Source organism: Desulfosporosinus shakirovi (genome assembly GCF_020595055.1).
GTDB lineage: Bacteria > Bacillota > Desulfitobacteriia > Desulfitobacteriales > Desulfitobacteriaceae > Desulfosporosinus > Desulfosporosinus shakirovi.
Genome location: NZ_JAJDOO010000031.1, coordinates 41036 through 55743 on the forward strand (window position 1 = coordinate 41036; position 14708 = coordinate 55743).

Consider the following 14708-nt stretch of genomic DNA (forward strand, 5'->3'; position numbering starts at 1 on the left):
ATTATTGAGAGGAATAAATATATGAGCGCAGGGGTACATGCGATCACAACCGGTTATTTTCCCCGCTGGGATAAAGATCTTTTATTTAACATTCTGAACAACATTCACGATGTTGTACTGGTAATTGATGCCGATACGACCATTGTATATGCTAATGAAGCCTATGCAAGGATTTTAGGAGTACCCGTTGCGAAAGTTTTAGGACGCAGGCTAGATATAATAGAACCTAAATCCGGGGCAATAAATTTACTTCGTACGGGTAAGCCGGCTGAAAGCAGAGAAGATTTTTTAGCGTCACTTGGTATAAACGTGGTCGGTAGTTCGTTTCTTATTTATCAGGAAAAAAAGGTTATTGGCTGTGTATCAATTTTCAAAAACGTGACTGAAGTTGTTGAATTGGATCGCAAATTGCAGCAAACGAGAGGTGTCGCTGACTATTTAAAGGAGCAGTTAGAGCAATGGGAACAACTGCCACTGTCATTTAAGGAATATATAGGACAAAATACTCGCTTGAAGGAAACCTTAGTATTAGCGGCTAAGGTCGCACGTACAAATAGCACGGTATTAATCTTAGGTGAAAGCGGCGTAGGGAAAGATGTATTAGCCAGGGCAATTCATAATAGCAGCCGTCGCAAGGAGATGCCAATGATTAAGGTGAATTGCGCCGCTATACCTGATAATTTGCTTGAAAGCGAACTATTCGGGTATGAAGATGGCGCCTTTACAGGGGCTAAAAAGGAGGGTAAGTACGGCAAATTTGAACTTGCCCATAATGGAACAATTTTTTTGGATGAAATAGGTGATATGAGCCTTGCTATGCAGGCAAAATTGTTACGTGTATTGCAAGAAAAGGAGTTTGAGCGGGTAGGAGGAACTAAGACCCTCAAAGTCGATATAAGGGTGATTGCAGCAACTAATCGTGATTTAGAAAGCATGATCACTGCAGGCACCTTCCGAAGCGACTTATATTATCGACTAAATATTGTAGATCTATATTTAACGCCGTTGCGTGAACGAAAGGATGATATAAAGGCACTGTCTAAAACATTTTTAGATAAGTTCTCTCGAAGGATTGGGCATGAACTAACAATTTCTCCTGAAGTTGAAAGGTTTTTCCATAAGTATGACTGGCCTGGTAACATTCGGGAATTACAAAATGTACTAGAGCATGCAAGTATAGTTTGCAACAGTAAATCCATCGAAATACAGCACTTGCCGGCTCGAATAATCCCCGTGAATCATGATTCTATTAGATTTAAGGATAAATCTAATAACGCCAAGGAGGTTGTTGCAATGGCGGAAAGGGAATTGATTCTATCGGTTTTAGACAATAATGCCAATAACCGGACAAAAGCAATGAAAGCATTAGGATTTTCCAGGCGGACGTTTTACAATAAGTTACATCAATATGGCATTCAATAGTTAAATGCATAAACTATGTCGAGGTACTTCTAATTGTATACATGAATGTAAGTGTATCGTGGCGTGTATAAGCTTTAATACAGTTCAGAGCCTTCCGGCAGGTATTTGCTTGTATGGAGGGCTCTGTTTTATTGGCACGAATTTTGCATTTCTATAGAATTGGATATTGTCGAAAAGGAGTGATGGATAAATATCTTATTGCTGTATAAATGGGAAATGAACTCTTAACTAGGTAGGAGGTAGAATGAATGGCTTATGAAACGATAATTATACAAATCGAAGAAGGAATAGCAACAATTACCCTAAATCGCCCCAAGGTGCTGAACGCCTTAAATGATCAAGTCTTCAATGAGTTGGCAGAAGCAGCCGCAACCCTAGAAGCGGACCCGTCTGTACGTGTTGTGATCATCACAGGAGGTGAAAAGGTGTTTGCAGCCGGGGCAGATATTGGCCAGATGGCTTCAGCGACAGCTATGGATATGGCGATTGGGGAGAAAGCAGCACATAGGGCCCACCGAACTATTGAGAATATGTCAAAGCCAGTCATTGCCGCCATCGCTGGTTATGCTCTTGGTGGTGGGTGTGAACTGGCTCTGGTGGCAGATGTGCGGATAGCGGCGGACAATGCTCAGCTCGGGTTGCCGGAAATAACATTGGGTATCTTGCCTGGCGGTGGTGGAACCCAACGTCTTCCTCGTTTAATTGGTCCCAGTAAGGCGAAAGAGCTGATTTTTAGCGGGGATTTTATTAATGCTGAGGAAGCTTTGCGTATTGGACTTGTCAATAAAATTGTGCCTGTTGATCAACTCTTTGTTGAAACTCAGAAAATGGCCAAGGTTTTTTCTTCCAGGGGCGCTGTAGCTTTGCATTTGGCAAAATCTTCAGTGAATGAGGGGTTAAGAATGGATTTGGAGGCTGGCCTTCAGTATGAGCATAAATGTTTCAGTCTTCTATTTGCGACGCAAGACCAAAAAGAAGGCATGAAAGCCTTTTTGGAAAAAAGACCTGCAAAATTCCAAGGACGATAGAAGCGAAAGGATGAGTTGTTATGGCAAGTAACTTTATTTACAACAATCGGGACCACAAATTTATCATCAAAGAATGGTTGGATGGGGGAAAAATTCTTAGCTTAAAACGCTATCAAGATTATCTTTCAATTGAAGATGTCGACGGAATTCTTGATCAGTCTTTAAAAGTATGCCGAGATGTAGTCGCTCCCACGAATGATGACGGTGATACGCTCGGCGCGATCTTTAAGGATGGGAAAGTTACAGTTCCCCCCTCCTTCCATAAGGCCTACAAATTCATACAAGAAAATGGATGGGGTTCCAGCAATTGTGACGTGGATGGAGAAGGAGCCCTTCCTGAGATCCTTCACCAAGCTGTTCGCGAGTATATCATTGGAGCCAACCCGGCTATGAACCCTTATATTGGACTTTGTGGAGGTATAGCGTCGGTAATCAAGTCCTTCGGATCTCCTGAACAAATCACTCTCTATACCCCGAAAATGTTCGAAGGGACATGGGAGGGTACAATGTGTTTAACTGAATCAGGTGGTGGTTCTGATGTGGGAGATATGACTTCAAAGGCTTATCCTACAGAAGACCCTTTAGTCTATAACATAAAAGGAACAAAGTGTTTTATCACCGGTGGAGATCACGATCTCACAGAAAACATTATTCATTTGGTTCTAGCACGTGTTGATGGGGCTTCTACTGGTACTAAAGGTTTGTCATTGTTCATTGTTCCAAAGATCTGGGTAAATGAAGATGGCAGTCTTGGAAAACCTAATGATGTTTCAACCGTCGGGATCGAACATAAAATGGGCCTCAAGGGTTCAGCCACAGCAGTGCTCAGTTTCGGAGAAGAAGATCAGTGTCGAGGAGTCCTGCTGGGCAGTGCACCCGATGAAAATGGGATCGGACAAGGTATGGCTCAAATGTTCCAGATGATCAACAATTCACGGATGGATACGGGTCACTCTGCTCTTGCGGTTGCGACGGTGGCGTATAACAATGCTGTGCATTACGCCAAAGAACGCGTTCAAGGCCGTCCTATTAACAATCCAAAAGGTAACCGAGTACCCATTATCCAACATGAAGATATACGTCGGATGCTGCTTACCCAGAAGGCTACGTTGGAAGCTATGCGCGCTCTGATTTTTAAGGGCTATTACCTGATAGATTTAGCCCAACATGGAGATGACCCAGCTGAGGTCAACGCCGCAAAGCGCTCAATAGAAGTCATCACTCCTCTAGTCAAAGCTTATTGCTCCGACCAAGGATGGTTAATGATCACAGAAGCCATTCAAGTCTTTGGGGGCTATGGATATACAGAGGAATACTCTGTGGCACGTCAAGCCAGAGACATCAAGATTTATTCCATCTGGGAGGGTACCAATTTCATCCAGTCAATGGATCTTGTGGGGCGTAAGTGGAACCTGGATAAAAGAAATGTCTTTAAAGAATGGGTGATGGAGATAGTCACCTTTATAAAGGCCAACCAAAACTATGAGCTGTTTGCCCGCGAGTTTGCGGTATTGGATAAAGCATTGATGGCATACCAAGAACTCATGGGAACAGTCTTTGGTTACTTCAAGGAAAATATCAGACTGGTTCCTTTATATAGTACGAGAATTCTTCGGATTACCGCGGAACTTTATTGTGGCTGGTTGTTGATGCAACAGGCTTTAGTTGCCCAAGAAAAGCTGAGTCAAGGAAATAATGACCTAGACTTCTATAACGGTAAAATACAAACCGCTAAATTTTATGTACGTAATATTGTGCCGGATGTCATGGCGACAGTGGAGCTTATTAAAGAAGCTGACACTTCAGCTATTGATATTCCCGAAGATGCTTTCTAAAAGGCCCGCTGGACATTGAGGAATACTAATCAATCCTAAGATTTGAGGGGAGTAAAAAATGGCAAATGCAGCGGTGTCAATTGTAAAAGTGACAGATATCTATGAGTCCCTAAAGGAAAGTTTGAGATTAAGCGATGGATTAGCCGGGTTGAATATAAATGATCGAATTTTAATTAAACCTAATATTGTGAGTTGGGATTTTGATTTACCATACCCTCCATTTGGAGTTGTTACAACCAGTACAGTGATAGAGGCTTTAGTCCGAATTTTAGCGGAAAATGGATTCAAAGATTTAACGATTGGTGAAGGTGCCCTTCCAGGGCTCAGCTCTAAATGGGATGCTGTTTGCGAAACGTTGGGCTATACGAAATTGCAGGTGCGCTATGGAGTTAAACTTGTGGATTTTAACAAAGGAGAGTTTCTGGCAGTGGATTATGGTGATGGGTTTAAGCTAGACATTGCTAAGCAATCCTTGGAAGCGGACAAGATCATTAATCTCCCAGTGTTAAAAACTCATAACCAAGCTAAAGTCTCTTTGGGAATTAAAAACCTTAAAGGGTGCCTCAATAAAAAGTCCAAACAGGCTTGCCATGGCGTAGATGCAGAGGAGCTGAGTCTAACCTTTCCCCGTATCATTGAAAAGTTGCCAGTGGCTTTGACGATCATAGATGGTCTTTATACTATAGAAAAAGGCCCGGGCCATACTGGAAAAGCGTTCAGAAAAGATTTGTTGATTACTTCTCGTGATCCTTTTGCTTGTGACCTTGTGGGAGCGGAAATCCTTGGTTATCCCGCAAAAGAGGTAGCCCATCTGAGCAATTATGCCAAGCGCCACGGGTACAGCCTTGAATTAGCAGACTATGAAATTAAAGGTGAGAGTGTAGCAGATCATCGGGAATTTGTTACCTATGATTGGGAGTGGACGGAAGACGACACTGGCCCGGTTGGGTTCAAAAAACGTGGCATCACAGGGCTCGCAATTCGCAAGTATGATAGTAGTCTGTGCACGGGTTGTTCCGTAGAATTTAATCCTATGTTGATCCTCTTTGGTTCGGCATTCAAAGGGAAGCCTTTCCCAAAGGTTGAGTTAGTTTCCGGTAAGCAACAGAAAGCTTCTGCGGGTTTTGACAATTCGGTCTTCTTTGGTAAATGCGCATGTCACTCTAATAAGGATAATCCCAATGTGACAAAGGCTATTCCGATCTGGGGATGTCCTCCCGATCTGGAAAAATTAGTTGAAGTGTTGGCAAAAGAGGGGATCGAGTGTGATTTTAAGGAGTATGTGCGTTTCCGTCACTACTTGTTTGATCGTTATAAGAAGGAAGAGGGCTTCGATCTTGCAGATTGGACAGTTAGTAGGTGAATATTCTGGTCTCATTGAGGAGGTGAGAGTCATGATCTTCTGGCTTTGGAGTAGACTTAATTTCCATTTTAGCGATATCGGAGCATTTAAGTTAAAGAAAAGTTGCGAGAGATAAACGAGGTGTCACCTAACAGAAACGAGAGGAGGATATAAATGCAGATTCACAAAGTAGCGGTCATAGGATCGGGCGTAATGGGGAGCACCATAGCTGCACATTTAGCCAATGCCGGAATTCCCAGTCTGCTGTTGGACATTGTCCCATCCAAACTATCGCCTAAAGAAGAAGCAACGGGATTAACTTTAGAGGACCGAAAGGTACGAAATAGCTTAGCAGATCAAAATAAAGCCAAAATATTGAAGATGAATCCGGTTCCATTCTTAGTTCCGGAGTTTGCTGAGCGAATTGAGGTGGGGAATCTAAGCGATGATTTGGGTCGATTAAGTGAAGTCGATTGGGTGATTGAGGTTGTAGTAGAGCGGCTGGATATCAAGGTCGATCTCTTTAAGAAAATTGCTGCTTTTGTCCGACCAGGGACGATTGTAACTTCAAATACCTCGGGGATCTCTTTGAAATCGATGGTAGAGGGGCTTCCTGATGACTTTACCAAGTTTTTTTTAGGGACACACTTCTTTAACCCCCCGCGTTATATGAAACTCTTAGAAATTATTCCCGGGCCAGATACTGACCCGGACGTTGTCAAATTCATGGCTGAGTTTGGAGAGCGGATTTTGGGCAAGAGTGTGATTATGTGCAAAGATACGCCTAACTTTATCGCCAACTGCATCGGTGCCTGCGGTACACCGGTCATGTTTAAAGAAATGGTACGTTTGGGCTTAACCATCGAAGAGGTGGATGCCTTGACCGGACCCGTCATAGGACGTCCCAACAGTGCAACCTTCCGTTTGATTGATCTTGTCGGCCTGGATGTATTTATCCATTCGAATAACAATGTAGCCGATGGCGTGCCTGAAGAAAAAGACGACTTCGTCTTACCGGAGTTTGTTTTCACGATGCAGAAAAATGGTTGGCTGGGAGATAAAGCCAAACAAGGCTTCTTCAAAAAATCTAAAGGCCCAAAAGGCAAACTTATTGAAGTGCTAGATATTCCTACCATGACTTACCGTCCACAAAATGCTGTAAGTTTCCCATCCCTGGAAAAAGCCAAAGCAGCCAAAACATTGCCCGAAAAATTGCGCACCTTAGTTAGCGGAGATGACGTTGGGGCAGAGTTTGTTTGGAATATTCTTAAGTCAACTCTCCTTTATGCAGCGACAATTGTTCAGGATATTGCCGATGATATTACCGGAATCGATGAAGGTATGCGCTGGGGTTATAATTGGGAAATGGGTCCCTTTGAATTGTGGGATGCACTCGGAGTCAAAGCTACAGCGGACCGAATCAGCGCTGAAGGCGGCACTCTCCCCCCCATCGTCCAAGCATTACTTGCAGATGGCTATGAACGTTTCTACCATGAGACAGAGGATGGACGGACTAGTTATTATAAAGACGGAGGCTATCATAAAAAAGCAGTAAGCCCCTATGTCTTCTCATTGAAACAAGCTCATAAGGCGGACCAGGTAATTATGTTTAATGAGGGTGCCAGTTTAGTAGACCTAGGAGACGGGGTTGTTTGCTTAGAAGTCCACTCTTCGAATAACACCATCACCTCAGATGTAGTAGAGATGATCAATCGGTCATTAATGGAGGTGGAATCTAATTACCTGGGACTTGTCATCGGCAATCAAGGGAAACACTTCTGCCTGGGTGCCAACCTCAAGCAAATCCTCCGGGAAGCCGAAAAGAACAACTGGGATGATCTTGATCAGGTAGTGCGTGGATTGCAGAATGCTGTAATGGCGCTAAAATATGCTCATAAGCCTGTAGTAGCTGCTCCCTTCGGAATGACCCTGGGTGGTGGGGCAGAAATATGCCTGCACGCCCATGCCATTCAAGCCGCTTCAGAGACCTACATGGGACTGGTTGAACTTGGTGTAGGCTTAATACCGGCTGGCGGTGGAACGAAAGAAATGGCTGTTAGGGCAATGGAAGGAATCTTACCCTGGACACAAGTAACTCCGGATAACTTTTTTGCCAAACGTTTTGAAGTGGTCGCAATGGCTCAAACCTCAACGAGTGCTGAGAAAGCTCGCCAACTTGGCTTCCTGCGTGACCATGATCGCTATAGCATGAACCCTGAACACATTATCTCAGATGCTAAGGCGCGGGTCATCGACCTGGCTCGAAACTTCAGGCCTAATTTGCCGAAGAAGGTTAAAATTGCCGGGCCTGGTGTCCGTGCGACTTTGGAGATGGCAATGTACGGTATGCTCGAAGGACGGTATATCTCTGAATATGATCAGTACTTGGCTAATAAATTGGCTTATGTTATGACAGGCGGAAATCGTCCGGCCGGCATGCTCGTGGACGAACAATACCTCTTAGACCTTGAGCGGGAGGTCTTTATAAGCCTGCTCGGGGAAGGGAAGACACAGGATCGTATCCGCCATATGCTTACCAAGGGAAAACCATTACGGAATTAGGGGGGAAGAGAATGCAACAAGCCTATATTATTGAGGCAAAACGGACTGCGATCGGAAAATCGGGCAGAGGTTCCTTGGTGCAGGTACGACCTGACGATTTAGGTGCTTATGTGATACAAGACATCCTCAAAAAAGTTCCGGGGCTTGATCCCAAAGAAATCGAAGATTTAGTAATTGGTTGCTCTTTTCCTGAAGGAGAGCAAGGCATGAATATGGCCAGGATCGTGGCGTTACGCGCTGGGCTTCCCATTGATGTTTGTGGAGTAACCATCAATCGCTTTTGTTCATCCGGACTGCAGGCCATTTCTATGGCGGCCGACCGCATCCGCTTAGGTGAGGCAGATGTAATGATGGGAGGAGGTATCGAAAGCATGTCGATGGTTCCCATGGGAGGAGCCAAAGCAGCACCAAACCCTTATCTGGCAGTTCATGCCCCGCAAGCATACCTCTCCATGGGGATTACTGCTGAAAATGTTGCGGCAAACTATGCAATAACCCGTGAACAACAGGACGAATTTGCTGCTTCAAGTCATCAAAAGGCTTGGGCGGCCCAAAGCAGTGGACGTTTTGACAATGAAATTGTCCCCATTTCGCTGTCGACCTGGGGAAGCCCCGGGGAAAAATGGTTTACCAAAGATGAGGGGATCCGCCCGGATACAACGCTTGAAACCTTGGCTAAACTTAGACCGGCTTTCAAAATTGGTGGCTCAGTGACGGCTGGGAACTCGTCTCAGACTAGTGACGGCGCTGCCATGACACTCCTAATGTCGGAACGCAAGACCTTAGCCCTGGGAATTAAGCCCTTGGCAATCTGGCGTGGATTTGCTGTAGCTGGCGTGGAACCGGAACTTATGGGGATTGGGCCGATCAAAGCTATTCCTAAAGTTCTAAAACAAGTTGGACTGACACTTGACCAAATCGATCTTTTCGAGCTAAATGAAGCTTTTGCATCCCAATCGCTGGCGATCTTAAAGACGCTGGACATAGATCCGGCAAAGGTAAATGTCAATGGTGGAGCTATTGCCTTCGGGCATCCCCTCGGCTGCACCGGTGCCAAACTGACAGCAACTTTATTAGAGGAAATGACAAAAAGGAAGCTGAAATATGGGATGGTAACAATGTGTATCGGCGGAGGCATGGGTGCCGCAGGAGTTTACGAATTGCTGTAGAGTAATTGGAATGTTTAAGTAGGGTCTTTAAACACCTAGACATGAGCTTCATTTAGCTATTTCGGATGCTGAACTTATCGCACCGACCTTTTGGCTGCAAATTATGTAGATCAAGGTAAGATAGCGTTCAGCATCAGCTCTTTACGGGAGGTTACCGGGTAAGGCAATTATATTATAAGGAAGTATTGCGGGAAAGGCGGGTTCGTATTATGGAAATAAAAACAGTAACTGTCATTGGCGCCGGGGTTATGGGGGGGGGAGTTGCTCAAGTTAGTGCAGCAGCCGGATATAACGTAATTCTCAATGACATTGCAGAAACATCTTTAAAAAATGCATTGGGTGCTATTAAAAGCAGTTTAAACAAAATGGTGGATAAAGGTAAGCTGTCTGAGGAAGATATGAGAATGACCATTGCCCGTATCAATACCACTACTTCTCTGGAAAAAGCCTGCCTTGATGCTGATTTAATCATAGAATGTGTTTTTGAAAATTTGGATCTCAAAAAAAAGATGTTCACGGATTTTGATAGATATTGCAAACCCGAAGCCATTTTAGGAACCAATACATCGGCAATCCCGGTTACAGAGATAGCCAGTGCGACTAGTCGGGGCGAAAAAGTCATCGGCATTCATTTTATGAATCCTGTTCCTTTAATGAAGGGTGTGGAAATTATAAGAGGTCAGCTTACCAGCGAGGAAACTATGAAGGAGACCTTAGCTTATGTAGCAAAGATTGGTAAGGAATCAGCGATTGCCGTAGATTATGCGGGATTTATTGTAACCAGACTATTAGATGTTTTAATTAATGAAGCGATAAAATTAGTTCAAGAGGGCAATTCACCGGAAGAAATTGATAAGGCCATGAAGCTGTGTGCCGGTCATCCCATGGGACCATGTAAATTGCTGGACCTGGTAGGAGCAGAAATTGCGATGCACGGTATGGAGACAATGCAGCGGGATTTTGGCGATAGATATAAGCCACATCCTTTGCTCAAAAAGAGAGTTTTAGCGGGATTATTAGGAATGAAGACTGGTAGAGGCTTCTATGACTATGTGTGATTCAAAAACAAGGGGGCAAAAATGGAAAAAAGTATGTTCCAATTGAAATCCAAAACTGAAGCTTCTCTTCGACACAAGGTGCTTAAAGGCGGTGATCGTGTTAAAACTAGTAATCATCATAATGGTGTTGTCGTTCGAGTTGACCGTGATGAGAATGGAGTTTTTATCGTTGTCCGATTAGATGTCTCTCCTCATGAATTTGTTTATGATCCAGATGAAATTAAAGTAATTTGGCAAAGAGATTAGAAAAATTCATAAATGCAGGGTTCTCGTTGGGGGATTTAGGGGGATAGATATGGACAAACGAAGTTATAAAAAAGCAGTCGGTTGGCAATTTGGGAAAAGAAATACATCGAAACTTCGAAGGATAAGAACGAGCATTTCCCTGCGAAAACGAAAATTCGCAATGCTAAAATCGGTGGGGATGACCCCAAAAGGCTTTATATTCGGCCATCAGCTCAATAAGAAACTTAGACCCCGCAACATTGTGGGGTTTTTAGTTTTCTATGTCATTTGACTCTGTCGGACTTCATAGAGACCCTGTGAGATGGGCAAAGCTAGCAAAATTTGTTGTTTTAATAACAGGAGATAAAGATTTTATGGCGAATTTTATACTAATATAGATAAATATTGCAGATTAATTATGTATTAAAGGAATGATCATCTTGCAAACAAACCTGAATCTTTCCTCACATAAGACAATTATCATGACTCTGCTGGTATTTGTTTTATTAACAGGTTTTACTGTGCCAATCTTGTATAACCATTACGAAACGCAGAAACAAAACCGTTATCAGACAGAACTGAATGCTCAGCAATTACAGGAGCAAAAGCTCCAGCAAGCCATAAGAGATCAGCAAATTGAAGATGCGGCCCGTGGGATCCAGTATAAGGCTGAACAGGAAAGTTATCTTAGGGGGAATACAGCCTATGCTGATAAGGATTATTTACAAGCTATAGAATTTTATAAAAAGATAACTTCGGAAAACCCAGATTATCAGACAGCCCAAGACCAGATAGAGAAATCGGTAACAGAAATGTACGCCCATTATCTGGCGAAAGCAGGATTTGAAAGCAAACAGGGTAATAATCAGGAAGCAATAAGACTCCTGACCGATATGTCGGCTTATTTCCCGGATGACGTACAAATTAAAAATGATCTTCAAAAGTATCAAAAAGCTCAGGAAGCTGAGAAAACATTGGTTCCTTATAAGGGACCGATTGAACATATTTTTTTCCATCCGCTGCTGGCTTATCCGGCCCTGACGTTTGATGGGGATGCGGATTCCAATGGATTTAACCAGTATTTTGTGACTGTGAGTGAATTCAAAAAGATTCTCAACCAAATTTATGCCAACAATTATATTATGGTTAATGTAAATGCTTTGTATGAAGAAAAAGTAGAGGACGGGAAAACGGTCTTGGTGAGGAAAGAGCTAAAGCTTCCTCTCAACAAGAAACCGCTTATCCTATCTGTTGATGATGTTAATTATCCTGATTACAAATCAACGAATGGGACGATCAGTAAACTCATTCTCGATTCCGATGGCAATGTGGCGACTTATTCCGTATCCCCCAGCGGAGAGAAAGTCATCTCCCATGATAACGAGATTATCCCGATGATCGATGCCTTTGTGGCTGAGCATCCCGACTTTTCCTTCCAGGGTGCTAAGGGAATCCTGGCCCTTACCGGTTATTATGGGATTTTAGGTTATAATACCAATAAGTTGGATTCCCCTTCCTATCCGGAAGAACGGCAGACGGCCTTAATGATTATTGAACGACTTAAGGAAACAGGCTGGACATTTGCCTCTCACGGTTACAGCCATCTGGACGCCCGGGCGGAATCTTATCAAAGTCTGGAGAAGGACACATTGCGATGGAGAAAGGAAGTGGAATCCCTTATCGGCCCAACCAATATCTATATTTATCCTTTTGGCAGCTCGGTGTTGCCTGGGAATCCCAAATTCCAATTCCTGCTTGATCAAGGGTTCAATATTCTCTGTTCCGTCGGCCCCACACCCTATCTGAAAGATTCAACCGATTATGTGATGATGGACCGGAGGCATATCGACGGGATCGCACTGTATAATCAGGCAGAAATTCTGAAGAATCTTTTTGATGCTAAGTCTGTCTTAGATCCAGTTCGGCCTCCATTAAAGACTGGGTCTTAGTTATTGTAACAAAAGGAGAATTAAGCGCTGCTCGGCGAAAAATATAGGGATGAGTCAAATTCCGAGGCTTGTCAGATGTTATATTAGGGAAAATTCTGAGGAAGGTAATTATGAAGTTCTCTCAAAGACCAGTTTTCCGGGTAGTTGCTCTGGTCTATGAGTGAACCGCATAGGGCGGTCAACCCGGATGCCAAAGAAGCAAGAGTGAAAATGATCGTGACGCTAAATGATAGATCAACTGAAAAGCTCCAGGGCTACTTCTCGAGGGCGGATTCTGGACATACCTGCTGCACGGTGGGCCGTGTTTGAGTCAGTTGGTCCCATGCCGGGTGCAATACAGAAGGTATGGGAACGGATTTATTCCGAATGGATTCCAGCGACGGGTTATCAGCAAGAGGAAGGGCCACAACTGGAGGTTTATCGCCTGGGTGATATATCTGCTCCGGATTATAAGTGTAAGGTTTGGATTCCGATAAAAAAGTAGGTTATAACGCCGTAACGTGATTTCCTCATCGCGATTATGCAGTTTTATCCATATTCTGTTATTGGTGCGATTCAGAGCTAAAGATCTAATGAAGATCTATGTTACTGTGATAAGGTAAAAACCACTGAAGCGAATGTTCAGTGGTTTTCGTCTTGCCGCGTGGGCTTGCTCATCAACCATAATCTTACTTACATCACGCGCAGGAGATTTCCTCACATCGAGTTGACAGCGAGGATACAAAAGCTATATAGACCATTACCGGATTTGTGGCTTCGTTGAATCGTAATATACACTCCATTCAGAATCCAATCTGTAAATAAACGCAAGAATTTCAGCCACAGCCTTATAGAGTTCTGGTGGGATCTCTTGACCAATATCAATTTTTATTAAAGCTTCGACTAATTGGGCATCCGTTTGTATTGGAATACCTAGTTCCTGAGCAGCTTCGATCAAATATTGTGCAACTTCACCTTGCCCAGAGGCTACAATCTTTGTGCCCCCGATCTGATCGTAAGCTAATGCAACTGCTTTTTCTTTCATGCCAATACGTCCACTCCGTTCTTTGCCTCTCCTTTAAGCAATGTGTGAAATTCCGAATTATCTAAAGGTTTGAGATGAATAGAGGTTAAGTTAACGCCTATCATTTGAAAGTTCCTTTTCACTTCGTCCATCAGACCATCAAGAAGTATTGATAAAGCGTCTGGATTTTTCGTTAATAGACTTAACGAAAGTTGATTCATAGAAAAGAAAGCATCAATGCCAATCGGTCCGAGATTAGGTGTTTCAGTTTGTAATGCGATGCGACAATGTTTAGGATCAATCTTACCATTTTTACGACTTCCCTGAATGGCAAGCTTAATTGATTTGACTTCCTGGTCTTGTCTAATTGGAATTTCGGCTAACATATAACCATTACCATCCACACCCGTATCGTACCATAATTGCTGGCCTGTGATCTTATCCAATAATTGATTAATGACCGATAAAGAGGGATGAGTGTTCGTCAGGCTAAGAAGCTGGGCTTTTAGGGTATCTTTTAACTGAGCAAGTTCCCCAGAATCGTCCCCTTGTCCTTTGATTAAAATGTCAAACAATCGGCGCTCATAATTTATCCCAAGTAGTTTTAAAAAGGATTTTAATTGTCCTGCTGTCTCGTGATTTGACAGCCCTTTTAAGCTAGGTATTAAATCATTAAATTTTTGTAATAGTTCTTCCGGAAGATTAGAATTTTTGAGGATTTCCGGATATAAAGCAGTCTGCGCATCGTTTAATAAATAAACAAATAACTCATTAGTAGGTAAACCCCGATTAGCCAATACCGTATTTAACGTGTTTGATGGGACGGATTCCCCCGGTTTCTGAACTTCAGTATCCCGGCTTAGAACTAACATATTGTTGACAAAGTTTTTAACAACAGCCTGAAATTTATCCCCGGGTTTTGCTTGGAAATCTACAAAAGCAGGAACAGATTTTCCATTAACCAAAATAGACGCTTTACCATCGTCTACCTGGCTTAACAATTCAATGATTATCTTTTGCCCTATTTGAAAGGTGTCCGTGCCGGGCATAGCTACAATAGGTTTCTGAACTTCAGTATCCCGGCTTAGAACTAACATATTGTTGACAAAGTTTTT

Annotated in this window: 12 protein-coding genes and 1 pseudogene; 11 read left to right on the forward strand and 2 right to left on the reverse strand. The window is 43.2% G+C overall.

Going from position 1 to position 14708, the window contains the following annotated elements; all coding sequences use genetic code 11:
- The first annotated feature begins 21 nt into the window (after nt 1-21).
- The 11 genes from LJE72_RS20260 to LJE72_RS20310 all read left to right on the forward strand — a co-directional run bounded on the left by LJE72_RS20260 (nt 22) and on the right by LJE72_RS20310 (nt 13074).
- Nucleotides 22-1422, forward strand: coding sequence for a sigma-54 interaction domain-containing protein (locus LJE72_RS20260; protein WP_229249804.1), 1401 nt, complete (start codon nt 22-24; stop codon nt 1420-1422).
- A 248-nt stretch (nt 1423-1670) separates the two neighbouring features.
- On the forward strand, nt 1671-2450 hold the full coding sequence (locus LJE72_RS20265) for an enoyl-CoA hydratase/isomerase family protein (protein ID WP_229249805.1): 780 nt from the start codon (nt 1671-1673) through the stop codon (nt 2448-2450).
- Between the two features lie 20 nt (nt 2451-2470).
- On the forward strand, nt 2471-4285 hold the full coding sequence (locus LJE72_RS20270) for an acyl-CoA dehydrogenase (protein ID WP_229249806.1): 1815 nt from the start codon (nt 2471-2473) through the stop codon (nt 4283-4285).
- A gap of 58 nt (nt 4286-4343) precedes the next feature.
- Entirely contained in the window at nt 4344-5648 is a 1305-nt protein-coding gene (locus tag LJE72_RS20275) for a DUF362 domain-containing protein (protein ID WP_229249807.1), read from the forward strand.
- Nucleotides 5649-5801: 153 nt separating this feature from the next.
- A complete protein-coding gene (locus tag LJE72_RS20280) occupies nt 5802-8189 on the forward strand; it encodes a 3-hydroxyacyl-CoA dehydrogenase/enoyl-CoA hydratase family protein (protein ID WP_229249808.1) in 2388 nt (795 codons plus the stop codon).
- 11 nt (nt 8190-8200) lie between these two features.
- Nucleotides 8201-9358, forward strand: coding sequence for a thiolase family protein (locus LJE72_RS20285; RefSeq protein ID WP_229249809.1), 1158 nt, complete (start codon nt 8201-8203; stop codon nt 9356-9358).
- Between the two features lie 209 nt (nt 9359-9567).
- Nucleotides 9568-10416 carry a 3-hydroxyacyl-CoA dehydrogenase family protein gene (locus tag LJE72_RS20290; RefSeq protein ID WP_229249810.1) on the forward strand — a complete coding sequence of 283 codons (849 nt, stop codon included), beginning with the start codon at nt 9568-9570 and terminating at the stop codon, nt 10414-10416.
- A gap of 21 nt (nt 10417-10437) precedes the next feature.
- Entirely contained in the window at nt 10438-10662 is a 225-nt protein-coding gene (locus LJE72_RS20295) for a hypothetical protein (RefSeq protein WP_229249811.1), read from the forward strand.
- 49 nt (nt 10663-10711) lie between these two features.
- Complete coding sequence (locus tag LJE72_RS20300) at nt 10712-10933, forward strand: hypothetical protein (RefSeq protein ID WP_229249812.1); 222 nt, start codon at nt 10712-10714, stop codon at nt 10931-10933.
- A gap of 148 nt (nt 10934-11081) precedes the next feature.
- The gene (locus LJE72_RS20305) at nt 11082-12590 is read left to right on the forward strand and encodes a polysaccharide deacetylase family protein (protein WP_229249813.1); all 1509 of its coding nucleotides are present in this window, start codon (nt 11082-11084) and stop codon (nt 12588-12590) included.
- 226 nt (nt 12591-12816) lie between these two features.
- Nucleotides 12817-13074, forward strand: a complete 258-nt coding sequence (locus LJE72_RS20310) for a GyrI-like domain-containing protein (RefSeq protein WP_229249814.1) — start codon at nt 12817-12819, stop codon at nt 13072-13074.
- A 255-nt stretch (nt 13075-13329) separates the two neighbouring features.
- Here LJE72_RS20310 and LJE72_RS20315 read toward each other — a convergent pair whose 3' ends face one another.
- Both LJE72_RS20315 and LJE72_RS20320 read right to left on the reverse strand, forming a co-directional pair.
- Nucleotides 13330-13614 carry an EscU/YscU/HrcU family type III secretion system export apparatus switch protein gene (locus tag LJE72_RS20315; protein WP_229249815.1) on the reverse strand — a complete coding sequence of 95 codons (285 nt, stop codon included), beginning with the start codon at nt 13612-13614 and terminating at the stop codon, nt 13330-13332.
- Nucleotides 13611-14708: pseudogene (locus LJE72_RS20320) on the reverse strand (hypothetical protein); the annotation flags it as partial. The gene LJE72_RS20315 and the pseudogene LJE72_RS20320, both read right to left, overlap by 4 nt.

Excerpts from the sequence above, each read along its gene's own strand:
- LJE72_RS20290 (WP_229249810.1), top strand. The coding sequence starts at position 9,568 with ATGGAAATAAAAACAGTAACTGTCATTGGCGCCGGGGTTATGGGGGGG.
- LJE72_RS20270 (WP_229249806.1), top strand. The coding sequence starts at position 2,471 with ATGGCAAGTAACTTTATTTACAACAATCGGGACCACAAATTTATCATC.
- LJE72_RS20285 (WP_229249809.1), top strand. The coding sequence starts at position 8,201 with ATGCAACAAGCCTATATTATTGAGGCAAAACGGACTGCGATCGGAAAA.
- LJE72_RS20265 (WP_229249805.1), top strand. The coding sequence starts at position 1,671 with ATGGCTTATGAAACGATAATTATACAAATCGAAGAAGGAATAGCAACA.
- LJE72_RS20300 (WP_229249812.1), top strand. The coding sequence starts at position 10,712 with ATGGACAAACGAAGTTATAAAAAAGCAGTCGGTTGGCAATTTGGGAAA.
- LJE72_RS20280 (WP_229249808.1), top strand. The coding sequence starts at position 5,802 with ATGCAGATTCACAAAGTAGCGGTCATAGGATCGGGCGTAATGGGGAGC.
- LJE72_RS20310 (WP_229249814.1), top strand. The coding sequence starts at position 12,817 with ATGATAGATCAACTGAAAAGCTCCAGGGCTACTTCTCGAGGGCGGATT.
- LJE72_RS20295 (WP_229249811.1), top strand. The coding sequence starts at position 10,438 with ATGGAAAAAAGTATGTTCCAATTGAAATCCAAAACTGAAGCTTCTCTT.
- LJE72_RS20275 (WP_229249807.1), top strand. The coding sequence starts at position 4,344 with ATGGCAAATGCAGCGGTGTCAATTGTAAAAGTGACAGATATCTATGAG.
- LJE72_RS20315 (WP_229249815.1), bottom strand. The coding sequence starts at position 13,614 with ATGAAAGAAAAAGCAGTTGCATTAGCTTACGATCAGATCGGGGGCACA.
- LJE72_RS20260 (WP_229249804.1), top strand. The coding sequence starts at position 22 with ATGAGCGCAGGGGTACATGCGATCACAACCGGTTATTTTCCCCGCTGG.